Origin of the sequence: Streptomyces spororaveus (assembly GCF_016755875.1) — a bacterium.
Classification (GTDB): domain Bacteria; phylum Actinomycetota; class Actinomycetes; order Streptomycetales; family Streptomycetaceae; genus Streptomyces; species Streptomyces spororaveus.
This window is the reverse complement of sequence record NZ_BNED01000005.1, coordinates 3257627-3272989: the sequence shown is the minus strand read 5'-3', so window position 1 is coordinate 3272989 and position 15363 is coordinate 3257627. Positions and strand designations below refer to the sequence as shown.

General features: G+C 72.8%; 19 protein-coding genes. 12 read left to right on the top strand and 7 right to left on the bottom strand.

The window, feature by feature from the left end; all coding sequences use genetic code 11:
• The first annotated feature begins 8 nt into the window (after positions 1 to 8).
• Together Sspor_RS16845 and Sspor_RS16840 are read left to right on the top strand one after the other, a co-directional pair.
• The gene (locus Sspor_RS16845) at positions 9 to 1166 is read left to right on the top strand and encodes a sensor histidine kinase (protein ID WP_202203695.1); all 1158 of its coding nucleotides are present in this window, start codon (positions 9 to 11) and stop codon (positions 1164 to 1166) included.
• Positions 1163 to 1780: a response regulator transcription factor gene (locus Sspor_RS16840; protein WP_202199875.1), complete on the top strand. Its 618-nt coding sequence runs from the start codon at positions 1163 to 1165 to the stop codon at positions 1778 to 1780. Before Sspor_RS16845 ends, Sspor_RS16840 begins: the two co-directional genes overlap by 4 nt.
• A 71-nt stretch (positions 1781 to 1851) precedes the next feature.
• Here Sspor_RS16840 and Sspor_RS16835 read toward each other — a convergent pair whose 3' ends face one another.
• A complete protein-coding gene (locus Sspor_RS16835; protein WP_237403891.1) occupies positions 1852 to 2646 on the bottom strand; it encodes a transglutaminase family protein in 795 nt (264 codons plus the stop codon).
• Positions 2643 to 3629 carry a GNAT family N-acetyltransferase gene (locus Sspor_RS16830; RefSeq protein WP_202199873.1) on the bottom strand — a complete coding sequence of 329 codons (987 nt, stop codon included), beginning with the start codon at positions 3627 to 3629 and terminating at the stop codon, positions 2643 to 2645. The genes Sspor_RS16835 and Sspor_RS16830 overlap by 4 nt, the downstream gene beginning before the upstream one ends.
• Positions 3630 to 3746: 117 nt before the next feature.
• On the opposite strand from Sspor_RS16830, the gene fdxA reads away from it, so the two are divergent.
• Both fdxA and dapC read left to right on the top strand, forming a co-directional pair.
• The gene (gene fdxA, locus Sspor_RS16825) at positions 3747 to 4076 is read left to right on the top strand and encodes a ferredoxin (protein WP_030011906.1); all 330 of its coding nucleotides are present in this window, start codon (positions 3747 to 3749) and stop codon (positions 4074 to 4076) included.
• 106 nt (positions 4077 to 4182) lie between these two features.
• Positions 4183 to 5277, top strand: a complete 1095-nt coding sequence (gene dapC, locus Sspor_RS16820) for a succinyldiaminopimelate transaminase (RefSeq protein ID WP_202199872.1) — start codon at positions 4183 to 4185, stop codon at positions 5275 to 5277.
• A gap of 101 nt (positions 5278 to 5378) precedes the next feature.
• Here the strand turns inward: dapC and Sspor_RS16815 are convergent, their stop codons facing one another.
• A complete protein-coding gene (locus tag Sspor_RS16815) occupies positions 5379 to 5729 on the bottom strand; it encodes an ATP-binding protein (RefSeq protein WP_202199871.1) in 351 nt (116 codons plus the stop codon).
• A gap of 295 nt (positions 5730 to 6024) precedes the next feature.
• Positions 6025 to 7002 (bottom strand): hypothetical protein, encoded by a 978-nt coding sequence (locus tag Sspor_RS16810; protein WP_202199870.1) that lies wholly within the window; start codon positions 7000 to 7002, stop codon positions 6025 to 6027.
• A gap of 87 nt (positions 7003 to 7089) precedes the next feature.
• On the opposite strand from Sspor_RS16810, the gene dapE reads away from it, so the two are divergent.
• Both dapE and Sspor_RS16800 read left to right on the top strand, forming a co-directional pair.
• Entirely contained in the window at positions 7090 to 8169 is a 1080-nt protein-coding gene (gene dapE, locus Sspor_RS16805; protein ID WP_202199869.1) for a succinyl-diaminopimelate desuccinylase, read from the top strand.
• A 64-nt stretch (positions 8170 to 8233) separates the two neighbouring features.
• Positions 8234 to 9001, top strand: a complete 768-nt coding sequence (locus Sspor_RS16800; RefSeq protein WP_030012114.1) for an LOG family protein — start codon at positions 8234 to 8236, stop codon at positions 8999 to 9001.
• Positions 9002 to 9051: 50 nt separating this feature from the next.
• Here Sspor_RS16800 and folP read toward each other — a convergent pair whose 3' ends face one another.
• A complete protein-coding gene (gene folP / locus Sspor_RS16795) occupies positions 9052 to 9912 on the bottom strand; it encodes a dihydropteroate synthase (protein WP_202199868.1) in 861 nt (286 codons plus the stop codon).
• 76 nt (positions 9913 to 9988) lie between these two features.
• On the opposite strand from folP, the gene Sspor_RS16790 reads away from it, so the two are divergent.
• Both Sspor_RS16790 and Sspor_RS16785 read left to right on the top strand, forming a co-directional pair.
• Positions 9989 to 10345 carry a DivIVA domain-containing protein gene (locus Sspor_RS16790; protein ID WP_202199867.1) on the top strand — a complete coding sequence of 119 codons (357 nt, stop codon included), beginning with the start codon at positions 9989 to 9991 and terminating at the stop codon, positions 10343 to 10345.
• Entirely contained in the window at positions 10342 to 10920 is a 579-nt protein-coding gene (locus Sspor_RS16785) for a DNA-3-methyladenine glycosylase I (protein ID WP_202199866.1), read from the top strand. Before Sspor_RS16790 ends, Sspor_RS16785 begins: the two co-directional genes overlap by 4 nt.
• Positions 10921 to 10961: 41 nt before the next feature.
• Here Sspor_RS16785 and chcB read toward each other — a convergent pair whose 3' ends face one another.
• The gene (gene chcB / locus Sspor_RS16780) at positions 10962 to 11765 is read right to left on the bottom strand and encodes a 2-cyclohexenylcarbonyl CoA isomerase (RefSeq protein WP_202199865.1); all 804 of its coding nucleotides are present in this window, start codon (positions 11763 to 11765) and stop codon (positions 10962 to 10964) included.
• 334 nt (positions 11766 to 12099) lie between these two features.
• Between chcB and Sspor_RS16775 the strand changes: the two genes are divergently transcribed.
• Both Sspor_RS16775 and Sspor_RS16770 read left to right on the top strand, forming a co-directional pair.
• Positions 12100 to 12267 carry a DUF3117 domain-containing protein gene (locus Sspor_RS16775; protein WP_003966491.1) on the top strand — a complete coding sequence of 56 codons (168 nt, stop codon included), beginning with the start codon at positions 12100 to 12102 and terminating at the stop codon, positions 12265 to 12267.
• A 128-nt stretch (positions 12268 to 12395) separates the two neighbouring features.
• Complete coding sequence (locus Sspor_RS16770; RefSeq protein ID WP_202199864.1) at positions 12396 to 13013, top strand: hypothetical protein; 618 nt, start codon at positions 12396 to 12398, stop codon at positions 13011 to 13013.
• Between the two features lie 10 nt (positions 13014 to 13023).
• Here Sspor_RS16770 and Sspor_RS16765 read toward each other — a convergent pair whose 3' ends face one another.
• A complete protein-coding gene (locus Sspor_RS16765; RefSeq protein WP_030385883.1) occupies positions 13024 to 13686 on the bottom strand; it encodes an O-methyltransferase in 663 nt (220 codons plus the stop codon).
• Positions 13687 to 13864: 178 nt separating this feature from the next.
• Between Sspor_RS16765 and sigE the strand changes: the two genes are divergently transcribed.
• Positions 13865 to 14644, top strand: a complete 780-nt coding sequence (sigE, locus tag Sspor_RS16760; RefSeq protein ID WP_202199863.1) for an RNA polymerase sigma factor SigE — start codon at positions 13865 to 13867, stop codon at positions 14642 to 14644.
• Positions 14641 to 15342, top strand: coding sequence for a zf-HC2 domain-containing protein (locus Sspor_RS16755; protein WP_202199862.1), 702 nt, complete (start codon positions 14641 to 14643; stop codon positions 15340 to 15342). The genes sigE and Sspor_RS16755 overlap by 4 nt, the downstream gene beginning before the upstream one ends.
• Positions 15343 to 15363: the final 21 nt, after the last annotated feature.

Below are 15363 nucleotides of genomic sequence, written 5' to 3'. Positions count from 1 at the left end.
CGCTGACGATGGAAGGCGAGGACCGGGACCTCTCCCGGGTCGCCCAAGAGCCGGAGAACCGCCGCCAGAGGATGGTGAAGGCGCTCTGGATCAGCATCTGGCTCGTCTACCTGAGCGCTCCCGTCACCGACCTGGTCGGCGGCGGACACAGCGCCGGGGCCCGGCTGCTCGGCGGCCTGGGCCTCGTGTCCTTCGTCGCCTGGTACCTGGTACTGATCTTCCGTACCGCCCGCCCGCTGCCGGTCCGCCGGGTGCTGTTCTCCGTGGCGGTGCTCACCGCCCTGGCCACGGTCATGTCGCTGAGCCTGGGCCGTGAATGGCTCGTGCTCTTCGTCTACGTGGCCATCTGCTCCGGAGCCGCGCTGCCCGCCGAGTACTCCCGCTGGACCGTACTCGGCGCCACCGCCCTGCTGGCGGTCACGGCGAACGCCGTGCCGCGCGGCACCGCCTACCTGGCGGGCCTGCTGATCCCGGCCCTCATGGGCGGCTTCGCGATGGTCGGCATCCGGGCGATGATCCGCACCACGAAGGAGCTGCGCGAGGCCCGGGCCACGGTGGCCCAGCTCGCGGCCAACGAGGAACGGCTGCGCATGGCCCGGGACCTGCACGACCTGCTGGGGCACTCGCTGTCCCTGATCACGCTGAAGAGCGAGCTGGCGGGCCGGATGCTGCCCGGGCAGCCGGAGGCGGCCGCCCGGCAGGTCGCCGACATCGAGCAGGTCAGCCGGCAGGCGCTGGTCGACGTACGCGAAGCGGTGAGCGGCTACCGGCGTCCCACGCTCCCCGGCGAACTCGCGGGCGCGCGGACCGCGCTGGCCGCGGCGGGCGTACTGGCGGACCTCCCCGAGCCCCCGGCGGACGACCTCCCGGAGGAGGCGGAATCGGTCCTGGCCTGGTCCCTGCGCGAAGCCGTCACGAACGTGGTGCGGCACAGCGGTGCCAAGCGCTGCCGGGTCACCCTGGGGACCCGCCAGACCCTCGACGGTCCGGTGGCGGAACTGACCGTCACGGACGACGGCACGGCCTCCGGCCCGAGCACCCCCGGCAACGGACTGACCGGCCTGACGGAACGTCTGGAGGCCCTCGGCGGGACCCTGTCGGCGGGCCCCACCGGGCGGACGGGCTTCGCCCTCACCGCCCGTGTCCCCCTAGGATCGAGACCATGACCTCACGTCCCATCCGCATCCTCCTGGCGGAGGACCAGTCGATGGTCCGCGAGGCCCTCGCCGCGCTGCTCGGCCTGGAACCCGACATCGAGGTACGGGTCCAGGTGGCCCGCGGCGACGAGGTACTGGCGGCGGCCCGCGCGCACGACGTGAACGTGGCCCTGCTGGACATCGAGATGCCGGGCATGACGGGCATCGAGGCGGCGGCCGCCCTGCGTGCCGAACTCCCCGCCCTGAAGATCGTCATCCTGACCACCTTCGGCCGCCCCGGCTACCTCCGCGGCGCGATGGAGGCGGGCGCCTCCGCCTTCCTGGTCAAGGACGCCCCGGCCGCGCAGCTGGCGGCAGCCGTGCGCAAGGTCCTCCAGGGGGAGCGCGTCATCGACCCCACGCTGGCCGCGGCCGCCCTCGCGGAGGGCGCCAACCCGCTGACGGACCGCGAACGGGAGGTCCTGCGCGAGGCGGAGGGCGGCGCGACCAACGCGGAACTCGCGGCCCGGCTCCACCTGTCCCAGGGCACGGTCCGCAACTACCTCTCGACGGCGATCCAGAAACTGGCGGCCCGCAACCGCGCCGAAGCCGTCCGCACGGCCCGCGAAAAGGGCTGGCTCTGACCCCCGCCCCGTTCCGGCTCCGCGGGGCCATATCCAGCCCCGCCGGCGGTGGCCCGGCGGGCCGGGGCCCGTCAGTTCAGGAGGGCGCGGGCCGACACGGCCTCCGCGCGGATGCGGTCCGCCGCGTCGGCGTCCACCGCGGACACCACCGCCGCGTACGCGTCCAGCTCGGCCGCCCCCTCACGGAAGGAGCCCCGCTCCACCAGCAGCCGCGCCCGCTCGTACCGCAGCGCCGCCGGATGCGACGGCAGCAGCAGCGACAGCTCCACCGCCCACAGGGCCACCCCCGACTGCTCCGGGCGGGCCGAGGCCCAGGCCCGGATGTTCGCCAGGATCCGCTGCACGATGCCCAGCGTCCGCGCGGGCTCGCGCGGTCCCGACGCCAGCTCCGCGGGCCCGGTGCCCAGGGACGCGCCGCCCGCGAACGGGTCCACCACCACGCCCTCCTCCGGGTCCCCGAAGCCCACCACGAAGTGCCCCGGCAGCCCGAGCCCGTACACCGGCGCACCGGCCCGCCGGGCGACCTCCAGCCACACCACCGACAGCAGGATCGGCAGCCCGCGCCGCCGCCGCAGCACCTCGTGCAGCAGCGAGGACGACAGCCGGTCGTAGTCCGCCGGGGTGCCGTGGAACCCGAGGTGCCCGCCGAGCAGTTCCGTCACCGCGTTCGCCCAGGCCCGCCCGCCGCGCAGCCCGTACGGCAGCATCCCGGCCAGCCGGTCCAGCTCGATCTGCGCCCGGTCCATCGCGTTCTCGTCCAGCGCCGGGTCCGCCTCGGTGGCCAGCAGCAGGCACAGCAGCGCCAGGTCCGGCCGCTCCGCCCGGGCCTCGGCCGCGAACTGCGCCCGCCAGGCCGCCGAGCTCACGACGCCGCCCGGTAGTGGTGGTAGGCGTGGTGCGTCACGAAGCCCAGCCCGTCGTAGAGCGCCAGCGCCCCCGGATTGTCCGTCTCGACCTGGAGCCACGCCGCCGACGCGCCCTCCTCCAGCGCCCGCCGGGCCAGCGCGGCCATCACCGCCGTCGCCAGACCCTCCCGCCGGTGCGCCGGATCGACCGTGACCGCCGCGAATCCGGCCCACCGGCCGTCCACCACGCACCGCCCCACGGCCCGGCCCCCGGGCAGCGCCGCGAACCACACCGACGGCCCCTCCACCAGCACCCGCCGGGCCAGATCCGGGTCGCTCACCTTGCCGTAGCGCCCGAGCCACTCCTCGTCCGGGACCCGGGTCAGGCGGACGTCCGCGGCCGCGGGCGCGTCCACGTCGCCCACCGGCGCCAGCGCCCCGATCCGTACCTCCGCCGACACCTCGTTCACCCAGCCGCGCCGCGCCAGCTCCGCGCCGAGCATCTCCTGGGTGCCCGCCGCCCCCGTCGCGACCTGGACGTAGGCCGGGAGCGACCGCCGGGCGTACCAGGAGGTCACTCGCGCGAGTGCATCGTCCAGGGGTATCCCCGGATCGCCGAGCGGCAGCACGGAATTGGCCCGCCGGGTGAATCCGCCGGCCGCCCGCAGCGTCCATGCGCCCAGCGGCTCGCTCTCCAGCGGCTGCCAGGCCCGCGCCGTGACCCGCGAGAGCTCCTCGAAGGAGGCCGCGGGACCCCGCCGCCGGGCCGGCGCCGGAGGCACGATCTTGCCCGCCACCAGGGAGGATTCCGCGATACGGACGGATTGCCCGTCCTTCTTTGTGATCAGCAGCACACCCTGGTCCCAGGATGTGAGAACCCCGACCGTGTCCGTGAACTCGGGTGATCCGCTCAGCCCGGCCTCCACCCGTCGTACAGAGACTCGTTTACCCACGTCAGCCGGGGTAATACGGACCTCCAGCAGTCCACCGGCAGTGATTTCCACAGCTCTGTCCGCCCCTCCTGTTCGGATCGTGCCCGGGAACGGAGATACTAGGTGCGGGCATCGACGACGCCGCGCTCCCGCGCGATATGGAAAGCCCTACCGAGGAGGAACGAGAGCGTGACCTACGTCATCGCGGAGCCTTGTGTCGACGTCAAGGACAAGGCATGCATCGAAGAGTGCCCCGTCGACTGCATCTACGAGGGCCAGCGGTCCTTGTACATCCACCCGGACGAGTGCGTCGACTGTGGCGCGTGTGAGCCGGTCTGCCCGGTCGAGGCCATCTTCTACGAGGACGACACCCCGGAGGAGTGGAAGGACTACTACAAGGCGAACGTCGAGTTCTTCGACGAGCTCGGTTCGCCCGGTGGTGCCTCCAAGCTGGGCCTGATCGAGCGCGACCACCCCTTCGTCGCGGCGCTGCCCGCCGGTATCAACGGCGAGCACTGACCTTTCAGGCAGACGCGCCCCTCGGTCCCGTACGGCCTTCCGCCGCACGGGACCGACGTGTTTTCCGACCTGCACACCCCAGCACTCAGAGAGAGCAGAGACCACCGTGGCCGCAGTATCCGACCGTCTTCCCGCCTTCCCCTGGGACAAGCTGGAGCCGTACAAGAAGACGGCGGCGGCCCACCCGGACGGCATCGTCGACCTGTCCGTCGGGACGCCCGTCGACCCGGTCCCGGAGCTGATCCGGCAGGCCCTGATCGCCGCCGCCGACTCCCCGGGCTACCCGACCGTGTGGGGCACCGCCGCCCTGCGCGACGCGATCACCGGCTGGGTGCGCGGCCGCCTCGGCGCGAGCGCCGCCGAACACCGCAACGTCCTGCCGGTCGTCGGCTCCAAGGAGCTGGTGGCCTGGCTGCCGACCCAGCTGGGCCTGGGCGCCGGGGACAAGGTGGCCTACCCCCGGCTCGCCTACCCCACGTACGAGGTCGGCGCGCGGCTGTGCGGCGCGGAGGCGGTGGTCTACGACGACCCGACCGAGCTCGACCCGGCCGGCGTGAAGCTGCTGTGGCTCAACTCCCCGTCCAACCCCACCGGCAAGGTCCTCGCCAAGGAGGACCTGGTCCGGATCGTGGCGTGGGCGCGCGAGCACGGGATCCTGCTGTTCAGCGACGAGTGCTACCTGGAGCTGGGCTGGGAGGCCGAGCCCGTCTCCGTCCTCCACGACGACGTCTGCGGCGGCTCGTACGAGGGCATCGTCGCGGTCCACTCGCTCTCCAAGCGCTCCAACCTGGCGGGCTACCGGGCGGCCTTCGTCGCCGGTGACGCGGACGTGCTCGGCGAGCTGCTGGAGATCCGCAAGCACGGCGGCATGATGACCCCGGCCCCGGTGCAGGCGGCCACCGTCGCCGCGCTCGGCGACGACGCCCACGTCGAGGAGCAGCGCGAGCGCTACGCGGCCCGCCGCGCGGCGCTGCGTACGGCCCTGGAGGCGCACGGCTTCCGGGTCGAGCACAGCGAGGCGAGCCTGTACCTGTGGGTGACCCGTGACGAGCCCTGCTGGGACACCGTCGCCCACCTCGCCGGCCTGGGCATCCTGGTCGCGCCGGGCGACTTCTACGGCGAGGCGGGCGCACGGTTCGTGCGCGTCGCCTTCACCGCCACCGACGAGCGGGTCGAGGCGGCGGTCAAGCGCCTGGGCTGAGCACGGGCCGAGCCCGGGCCGGCCGGCCCGGGCTCCCCGCGGGAAACGCCCGAGGGGGCCGGGAGTTCGCACTCCCGGCCCCCTCGGTGGTTCCCGCGGTGTCAGCCGCCCAGCGGCAGGCCACCGGGCAGCCCGGCCGGCAGGCCGCCGGAGGTCGGCAGCGAGGACGTCGGCAGCTCCTTGACGGGGAGCCCGCCGAGCAGGCCCTGTGCGGTACCGGCCACGTCGGCGGCGGGGGCCGGCAGGGACTTGGTGGCGCCGCCTGCGGTGTCCAAGACGCCCGTGGCCGCGTCCGCCGTCGCGGCGGTGTCGGGGGCGGTGAGCTGGCCCAGCTGCGGCACGGACTCCAGACCGGCGGCGCTGGCCGCACCGGCCGCACCGACCACGGGCGCTGCCCCGGCTGCGACGAGCAGCGCGGCACGGGCGATCCGACGGGTCAGGGGGAGAGACATGTTGCTCCTAAGCGGTAGCGGCTGAGTACGCCATGACTAACCGCTCGCGGGGCGGGTGGAGTTGCGGTGCCGGTGGGTAAAGGATCGGTAACGCATCGTTTAATCGGCTTCCGCGACAAGAGCATCGGATGCGCGCCGACCAGGGGTTCCGCCCCCGATCCGGGTTCCGTGGACCACTACACGGATCCCCCCGCAGGAGTGATCACTCGTACGCCAGCCCGGGCGCCCCCGGTGCGTGCCCCGGCCCGCGGCGTCCCGCCCGGGGACCGGCGGGACCGCCGGGGATCAGCGGGGATCAGCGGGTCATGAAGATCCGGACCTCGCCCGGCTCCGCGGTGTGCGGGTCCTTGGCGCCGTCCTTCGTCCTCGCCCCGCTCTTGTCCTGCCAGCGCCCCCGGTCCTTGCCGGCGATCCAGCCGTGCCGGCCGTACGACACCCGGGAGATGCCCATCTCCTTGGAGTGGGCCACCGCCCAGTGGGCCATCGCCCGGCTGCGGCGCGTCGCGGCCTCGCCGCCGCCCCCCTTCTCCACCAGGGTGACCTCGGGCTCCGGCACGACCTGCCCGCCGCCGGCGTTCCGGCCGGCCCTGCCGCCCTGCGGGGGCATGGTGTGCATCCCGTCCTTGCCGAAGATCCGGATCAGGTCGGCCCGTACCCGCTCGGGGTCGCCCGGCCCGGTGGGCGCGGGCCCGCCGCAGTTCACGGAGCCGCCGCCGGCGAAGGCCGCCGTCAGCACGATCGCGTCCGGCTCGTGCTTGGCGTACGCCTGCGGGAACCCGCTGCGCTGCACCTTCTGCGCGGCCACCGTCAGCGGCAGCCGCGAGTAGCCCGGCACGTCGACGAGGTGGTCGTAGAAGATCCCGGCCGAGTAGACCGGGTCCGTGATCTGCGCCGGAGTGCCCCAGCCCATCGACGGCCGCTGCTGGAAGAGGCCCAGCGAGTCACGGTCGCCGTGATCGAGATTGCGCAGCGCGGACTCCTGCATGGCGGTCGCCAGCGCGATGGTCACCGCCCGGTCCGGCAGGCCCTTGGCGACGCCGACGGCGGCTATCGTCGCCGCGTTCGCCGCCTGCTCCGGAGACATTTCGTACGATTCAGAGGTTTCCTCTTCCCCGACCGGGTCCGCGCTGGCCACGCAGAACGGGGCACCGCCGCCACCGTTCGAGTCGCGCTGCACGGCGAAGTACCCGATCACCGCGAGGAGAACGAGCAGGCCGACGACCGCCCGGAGTAGCCGGCGGCGACGAGGACGGGGATCACGGGTCTCGGACACGCGGCCCACCGTACTTGAGGCATATGACGCGTCCACCGGCCGGACGTACGGGCCTTCGCCGCATCCCGGGGCGTTAGGGTCAGTTCCATGTCCGAATCCGAGCTGGACCTCACCCTGGACGCCGCCGAGCTGACCGCCCGGCTCGTCGACATTCCGTCCGTGAGCGGCGACGAGAAGGTACTCGCCGACCTCGTGGAACACGCGTTGCGCGGCCTGCCGCACCTCACCGTGGACCGCTTCGGCAACAACGTCGTCGCCCGCACCGACCTCGGCCGCGCCGAGCGCGTCGTACTGGCCGGCCACCTCGACACCGTGCCGATCGCCGACAACGTCCCCTCCCGCCTCGACGAGAACGACGTGCTCTGGGGCTGCGGCACCACCGACATGAAGTCCGGTGTCGCCGTGCAGTTGCGCATCGCCGCGACCGTGCCCGAGCCGAACCGGGACCTCACCTTCGTCTTCTACGACCAGGAGGAGGTCGCCGCCGACCTCAACGGCCTCGGCAAGGTCGCAGACGCCCACCCCGACTGGCTGACGGGCGACTTCGCGGTCCTGCTCGAACCCTCGAACGCCGAGGTCGAGGGCGGCTGTCAGGGCACCCTGCGCGTCCTGCTCCGCACCGCCGGCGAGCGCGCCCACTCCGCCCGCAGCTGGATGGGCTCCAACGCCATCCACTCGGCGGGCCCGATCCTCGCCCGCCTCGCGGCCTACGAGCCCCGCAAGCCGGTCATCGACGGCCTGGAGTACCACGAGGGCCTCAACGCGGTCCGCATCGAGGGCGGCGTCGCCAACAACGTCATCCCCGACGCGTGCACGGTGACGGTCAACTTCCGCTACGCCCCGGACCGGACCGAGGCCGAGGCGCTGGCCCACGTACGGGAGGTGTTCGCGGACTGCGACATCGCCGAGTTCGTGGTCGACGACTCCTCGCCCGGCGCCCTGCCCGGCCTCTCCCACCCGGCCGCCGAGGCCTTCATGGAGGCGGTCGGCGGCCGGGCCATGCCCAAGTTCGGCTGGACGGACGTCTCCCGCTTCAGCGCCCTCGGGGTCCCGGCGGTCAACTACGGCCCGGGCGACGCCCTGCTGGCGCACAAGGTCGACGAGCGCGTCGAGACGAAGGCGATCCGGCACTGCGAGGAACGACTCCGCGCCTGGCTGACCTCCTGAATTCCGCTTCTCGTCACCTTTGTGCGCCTACCCTGATCCAACGATCAGCAGGAGGGAGCACAGCATGGGCAACCACGGCAGTCCCGAGGGTTCCGCTCGTCGTCGGCCCGAGGAGCAGCAGCTCGGGCCGGTGCTGAGGAGGCGGAGCCAGGTGCAGGCGGGCAGTACGACGGACCAGCGGCTGCTGGATTCGGCCGGGCCCTCCGAGTGGGTGCACACCGATCCCTGGCGGGTCCTGCGCATCCAGTCGGAGTTCATCGAGGGCTTCGGCACGCTCGCCGAGCTGCCGCCCGCGATCAGCGTGTTCGGATCGGCCCGTACGCCGGAGGGCTCGCCCGAGTACGACGCGGGCGTGCGGATCGGCAGCGCGCTGGTCGACGCCGGCTTCGCGGTGATCACCGGCGGCGGTCCGGGGGCCATGGAGGCGGCCAACAAGGGCGCCCGCGAGGCGAACGGCGTCTCGGTCGGCCTCGGCATCGAGCTCCCCTTCGAGCAGGGGCTCAACCAGCACGTCGATCTCGGCCTGAACTTCCGGTACTTCTTCGTCCGCAAGACGATGTTCGTGAAGTACAGCCAGGGCTTCGTCGTCCTGCCGGGCGGCCTGGGCACGCTCGACGAGCTGTTCGAGGCGCTGACCCTGGTCCAGACCCAGAAGATCACGCGCTTCCCGATCGTGCTGTTCGGCACGGAGTACTGGAGCGGCCTGATCGACTGGCTGCGCGGCACCGTGATCGCCCAGGGCAAGGCCTCGGAGAAGGACCTCTACCTGTTCCACGTCACCGACGACGTGGACGAGGCGATCGCCCTGGTGACGAAGGAAGTCGGGAAGTAACCACCACGGCCCGGGCCCGACCGGCCCGGGCCCGACCTGGTACGAAGGCCTCAGGCGAGGCCGCGGCGGGCTACCGCCGGGGGGCGGTGGCCCTGGATGGAACGGACCATGTCCAGGATCTGCCGGGTCTCCCCGACCTCGTGGACCCGGTAGACCTGCGCGCCCAGCCAGGCCGAGACGGCCGTCGTGGCCAAGGTGCCCAGCAGGCGCTCCTTGACCGGCTTGTCGAGCGTCTCGCCGACGAAGTCCTTGTTGGACAGGGAGACCAGCACCGGCCAGCCCGTCGCCGTCATCTCGTCCAGCCGGCGCGTGGCCTCCAGCGAGTGCCGGGTGTTCTTCCCGAAGTCGTGTCCCGGGTCGATCATGATCGCGTCCCGGCGGACGCCCAGCGCCGCCGCCCGCTCCGCCAGCCCGACCGTCACGCGCAGCACGTCCTCCATGACGTCCTCGTACGCGATCCGGTGCGGCCGGGTGCGCGGCTCCACGCCGCCCGCGTGGGTGCAGACCAGGCCCGCGCCCCAGCGCGCGGCGACCTCCGCGAGCTTGGGGTCCACCCCGCCCCACGCGTCGTTGAGGACATCGGCCCCGGCCTCGCACACCGCCTCGCCGACCTCGTGCCGCCAGGTGTCCACGCTGATCACCACGTCCGGGTGGCGGCGCCGGACCTCGGCCACGAAGCCGACCGTGCGCCGTGCCTCCTCGGCCGCGTCCACGTGCTCGCCCGGGCCCGCCTTGACGCCGCCGATGTCGATGATCGCGGCGCCCTCGGCGATCGCGTGCTCGACCCGGTCCAGCGCCGGCTCGTCGCGGAACGTCGCGCCCTGGTCGTAGAAGGAGTCCGGCGTCCGGTTCACGATGGCCATGATCACCGGCTCGTGGGTGTCGAACTCGCGCCTGCCCAGTCGCAGCATCCTGCTCTTTCCTCCTTCGGCGGCCCTTGCGCCTCGCCTGCGACCTTAACCTGGTGGCCGGAGTCTCTCAGGGGAGTTGATCGTGTTCTTCTTCTTGATGATCGCGCTGGTCGTGGTCGTGGCAGCGGTCACCCTGGCGGTGATCGGCGGCGGTTCGGAGGCCGTCCTGCCGGAAGCGGAGCCGGACCGGGTCGCGGACGGCCTGCCGGAGACCCGTCCCGTCGTACGGGCCGACATCGACGCGCTGCGGCTGCCGGTCGCCCCGCGCGGGTACCGCATGGCCGAGGTGGACGACGTACTGGAGCGGCTCGCGGCCGAACTGGCCGAGCGGGACGCGCGCATCGCGCAGCTGACGGCCGCGGCGGCGCCCGCGGCGGCCCCGTCGGACGCGCCCGGGCACGTCGACCTCACCAAGGGCGGCGAGGAGCGGTGAGCGGCTCGCTCGCGGGCGCGGACGGGCTGCTGCGCTGCCCGTGGGGGCTGTCTACGCCGGACTACGTCGACTACCACGACACCGAGTGGGGCCGTCCCGTCCACGGGGACGACGCCCTCTACGAGCGGCTGTGCCTGGAGGCCTTCCAGTCGGGGCTGTCCTGGATCACCATCCTGCGCCGCCGCAAGGGGTTCCGTAAGGCCTTCTCCGACTTCTCGATCGCGGCGGTCGCGGAGTTCGACGACCGCGACGCCGCGCGGCTGCTGGCCGACGAGGGGATCATCCGCAACCGGGCCAAGATCGACGCGACCCTCGCCAACGCGAAGGTCCTCGCCGGGTGGGAGCCGGGCGAGCTGGACACCCTCATCTGGTCCCACGCGCCCGAGGAGCCGGGCCCGGCCCCGCTGACGGTCACCGAGGTCCCGGCGGTCACGCCGGAGTCCACGGCCCTCGCCAAGGCCCTGAAGAAGGCCGGCATCCGCTTCGTCGGCCCCACGACGGCCTACGCCCTGATGCAGGCCTGCGGGCTGGTCAACGACCACCTGGCCGACTGCGTCTCCCGCGACCCGGCCTGACCCGGACGCCCCCGGGCCCGGCCGGAACGCGGGAGAACCGTTCAGCGGCCCAGGTACTTCGGCGGCTGCTTCGCGAGGAAGGCCTGGACGGCGATGGCGTGGTCCTCGGAGGCCCCCGCGCGCGTCTGGACGGTGTCCTCGTGGGCCAGGGCCTCGGCGAGCGTGTGGGAGGCGCCGTAGGCCAGGGACTCCTTCAGCGCGGCGTACGCGACCGTCGGGCCGGCGGCCAGCGTGCGGGCCACGGCCTCCGCCTCGGCGTGCAGGGAGTCCGCGGGCACGAGGCGGTTGACGATGCCGAGCTCGTACGCCTCCTGGGCCTTGACCGAACGCGGGAACAGCAGCAGGTCCGAGGCGCGGGAGGCGCCGATCAGACGGGGGAGGGTCCACGAGACCCCGGAGTCGGCGGTCAGCGCCACCCCGGCGAACGAGGTGTTGAAGGAGGCCGTGTCGGCGACGACCCGGAAGTCGGCCGCCAGCGCGAAGCCGAAGCCCGCACCGGCCGCGACGCCGTTCACCCCGGCCACCACGGGCTTGGGCATCTCGGTGAGCGCCCGCACGATGGGGTTGTAGTGGTCGGCGACCGTGGTCATCGTCAGGGAGGTGCCCGTCTCGCGGTCCGAGGCGAGGTTCCCGATGTGCTCCTTGAGGTCCTGGCCCACGCAGAAGGCCCGGTTCCCGGACGCGGTGAGCAGCACGGCCCGTACGGCGGTGTCGGCGGCCGCCGCCTGGACCGCGTCGCGCAGGGCGACCTTCGCCTCGGTGTTCATCGCGTTCATCGCGTCCGGGCGGTTGATCGTGATGGTCGCGAGTCCGTCGGTCACTTCGTAGAGCACGCTGTCGGCCATGGCTGGGGGGTCCCCCTTCGTCGCGGGCTTGGCTACCGGTCGGTACTGTCCGGTACAGAGGTCAGCATGGCGGACCGGACGTGGCCCGCACATGTGATGTGCGTCAAAGTAAGCCGATGCCGGTTCCCTGGTGCGGCGGCGAAGTATCGCAGGCGGATCCCCGAAATGAGTGGTTTTGGCCGAGCGCGTTGCCCAAGCGTTCCCGGGTGATGTTGGTCATCGGGTCCTGACATGCGGGATAATGGCTGGGAAGCAATGTGTTCGATGCCGGGTATTAGGCGCCTGAACGGGGCCGTCGGCTGACGATGAGCTGGTTTCAGGAAGGGGAACGAGCATGGCGGCCATGAAGCCGCGGACGGGCGACGGCCCGCTCGAGGTCACCAAGGAGGGGCGGGGCATCGTCATGCGCGTACCGCTCGAGGGCGGCGGTCGGCTTGTCGTCGAGCTGACCCCTGATGAGGCGGACGCCCTGGGTGACGCCCTGAAGAAGGTCGTCGGCTGACCCCCAGGGGACACTGACAGCACTTCCACCTTCTGCATTTCTGCATTCTCTGCGCTGCCCCGACCGCGATCCGCGGCCGGGGCAGTGTTGTGTCGCCGTCCGTGGACCCGAGCATTCCGGAGCCGTCCGTGACCTTCACGCCGCCCGCGCCGCCCGCCTTCGCCGACTGCACCCCCCGCCAGAAGGCCGCCCGGGTGCTGTCCGACGCGCTGGCGCCGGCCAACCTGGTGGTCGCGCTGCTCCTGCTCGTCGGATGGCACAGCACCACCTCGCGGGCGGGGCTCGGCTGGGGCCTGTTCGCCGCCCTGTTCTGCGGCGTCGTACCGATCGGGATCATCGCCCTCGGCGTCCGCCGGGGCGCGCTGACCGACCAGCACATCCGGGTACGGCGCCAGCGGGTCGTCCCGATGGCCCTGAGCCTGGTCTCCGTCATCGCCGGGATCACCCTCCTGCACGTGCTGGGCGCGCCCCGGGAGGTCTTCGCGCTCGTCGTCGCGATGCTCGTGGGCCTCGTGTCCTCGCTGCTGGTGACGGTCGTCTGGCAGATATCGATCCACATGTCGGTGGCCGGCGGCACCGTGATGATCCTGCTGCTCGTCCTCGGGCCCGCGGTGCTCCCGGCGGCGCTGATCGCCGCCGCCGTGGGCTGGTCCCGGCTGGTGCTGAAGGCGCACACCCCGGCCCAGCTCCTGGCCGGCACCGCGCTGGGCGGCACGGCGGCCCTCGCCTTCGCCCTCCTGAACTGATTCCCGGGGCTCAGCGGCGCACGGCGCAGAGCAGCCCGTCGCCCACCGGGAGCAGCGCGGCCTCCAGTGCCGGGCTCTCGCGGACGCTGCGCAGCAGCTCGCGGACGCGCAGCACCTCCACCGGCTGGGCCGCGGAGTCGACCGTACGGCCGTCGGAGAAGACCCCCTCGAAGCACACCAGTCCGCCGGGGCGCAGCAGCCGCAACGATTCGGCGAGGTAGTCGAGGGACTCGGAGGGGTCCCCGTCGCAGAAGACGAGGTCGTATCCGCCGTCGGCGAGTCGCGGCAGCACGTCGAGGGCGCGGCCCGGGATGAAGCGGGCGCGGTTGCCCGCGAAGCCGGCGGCGCGGAAGGCCTGGCGGGCGAAGGCCTGCCGGTCCGCCTCGGGATCCACGGTGGTCAGCACCCCGTCGGGGCGCATCCCGTGCAGGAGGTGGATGCCGGAGACCCCGGTCCCGGTGCCGATCTCGGCGACCGCCTTGGCGTCCGCGGTGGCGGCCAGCAGGCGCAGCGCGGCCCCGGTGCCGGGGGAGACGGACCTCAGGCCCGCTTCCCTGGACCGGTCGCGGGCCCATCGCAGAGCGTCGTCCTCGGCGACAAACGCGTCGGCGAACGCCCAGCTCGTCTGCCGGTTGCCGGTAATGACCCTCTCCTGTCCCCATAGTTGGCGCAACGGTGACTGTATCCGTTGACGTCGGGAACCCGCAGATGGGACCGGGCGTTGTGAAGGGTGGAGGCGGGACGAGAAGGGACGGGGCCGGGCAGATCGACGGCCAGGACCGCACCAGGGCTTAAGTCTCGCGTAAAGATACTGCAAAAACGCTTATCCGGAGCTGACAGAGGGGGTGGCTATGGTAGGGACTCCACTGGACACCACCAGAGCCGACAGGGGAGGTGCGGCTGCGCCTGTGGATCGTGGGGGCGTACTGAGACGCCTCTTCTGGTCGGCGGGTGAGCCGAAATCCGTGACCTACATTGCTGACCGCTTCCACACCGCCGACGCCGCAACCACCGCGTCCTTCGCCGCCGATGCGGGCTCCCAGGCGTGGACCCCTCCTTCGTGGGAGGAGATCGTCAGCACGCACAGCGCGCGGGTCTACCGCCTTGCCTACCGTCTGACGGGTAACCAGCACGATGCCGAGGACCTGACGCAGGAAGTCTTCGTCCGCGTCTTCCGCTCGCTGTCCACGTACACGCCCGGCACCTTCGAGGGCTGGCTGCACCGCATCACCACGAACCTCTTCCTGGACATGGTGCGCCGCAAGCAGCGGATCCGTTTCGACGCGCTCGGCGACGACGCGGCCGACCGGCTGCCGAGCCGCGAGCCGTCCCCGCAGCAGGTCCTGCACGACACCCACTTCGACGCGGACGTGCAGCAGGCGCTGGACACCCTCGCCCCCGAGTTCCGTGCGGCCGTGGTGCTGTGCGACATCGAGGGCCTGTCGTACGAGGAGATCGCCGCGACGCTCGGCGTGAAGCTCGGCACCGTGCGCAGCCGTATCCACCGGGGCCGGTCGCACCTGCGCAAGGCACTCAAGCACCGGTCCCCGCAGGCGCGTGCCGAGCAGCGCGCGCTGGCGGGAGTGGCGATGGGCGCCCCGGGCGCCGGGGGAGAGGGCGGAGCCGAGTGAGCGAGGCCAGTCCGTCCCCCGCCGAACAGCACCTGGGCGACCGGCTTGCCGCCCTGGTGGACGGGGAGCTGAAACACGACGCCCGCGACCGGGTCCTGGCGCACCTGGCGACCTGTGCCAGATGCAAGGCCGAGGCCGATGCGCAGCGCCGTCTGAAGACCATGTTCGTGGAGAGCGCGCCGCCGCCGCTGTCCGCGGGGCTGCTGGCGCGGTTGCAGGGGCTGCCGGGCGGTGGCCTCGACGATCCGACGGGTCTGCCGGGGCTGTCGGGGCCCGCCGGCTCCACCGGTCCCGGACGTCCGGGCGACCGGGCGGGCTCCGCGGGGACCGATCCCTTCGAGGCGTTCGCGTACGGGCTGCCGGTCGCCGCCCGGCCCAGACCGCAGGAGGGCTTCCGCATCCACGAGATGGGCCGTCCGCGCCGCCGGTTCGCCTTCGTCGCCGCCGGGGCCGTCTCCCTGGCAGCGCTCGCGCTCGGTGGTGCCCTGCCGCTGGAGGCCGACCCGAACCTGCGGGGTGATCCGCCGGCTCCGGCCTCCCGGACCGGTCCCGCCCTTCCCGTGGCCGATCCGGGGGCCCGTGACAGCCTGCCCACCCCCGCGGCCGTCCCGACCCTCCTGTCGGCCGTGGCGACCCCGCTGCCGCCGCTCCAGCCCACCCCGCAGCACCCGGCCCGTCCGGTCTCCCTGCTGCGCTGACGCGGGACCTGGTTGAATCTG

Coding starts and splice junctions, on each gene's coding strand:
- Sspor_RS16845 (WP_202203695.1), top strand. CDS start 9: ATGGAAGGCGAGGACCGGGACCTCTCCCGGGTCGCCCAAGAGCCGGAG.
- Sspor_RS16840 (WP_202199875.1), top strand. CDS start 1,163: ATGACCTCACGTCCCATCCGCATCCTCCTGGCGGAGGACCAGTCGATG.
- Sspor_RS16815 (WP_202199871.1), bottom strand. CDS start 5,729: ATGTCTCTCCCCCTGACCCGTCGGATCGCCCGTGCCGCGCTGCTCGTC.
- dapE (WP_202199869.1), top strand. CDS start 7,090: ATGTCCGAATCCGAGCTGGACCTCACCCTGGACGCCGCCGAGCTGACC.
- Sspor_RS16800 (WP_030012114.1), top strand. CDS start 8,234: ATGGGCAACCACGGCAGTCCCGAGGGTTCCGCTCGTCGTCGGCCCGAG.
- folP (WP_202199868.1), bottom strand. CDS start 9,912: ATGCTGCGACTGGGCAGGCGCGAGTTCGACACCCACGAGCCGGTGATC.
- chcB (WP_202199865.1), bottom strand. CDS start 11,765: ATGGCCGACAGCGTGCTCTACGAAGTGACCGACGGACTCGCGACCATC.
- Sspor_RS16775 (WP_003966491.1), top strand. CDS start 12,100: ATGGCGGCCATGAAGCCGCGGACGGGCGACGGCCCGCTCGAGGTCACC.
- sigE (WP_202199863.1), top strand. CDS start 13,865: ATGGTAGGGACTCCACTGGACACCACCAGAGCCGACAGGGGAGGTGCG.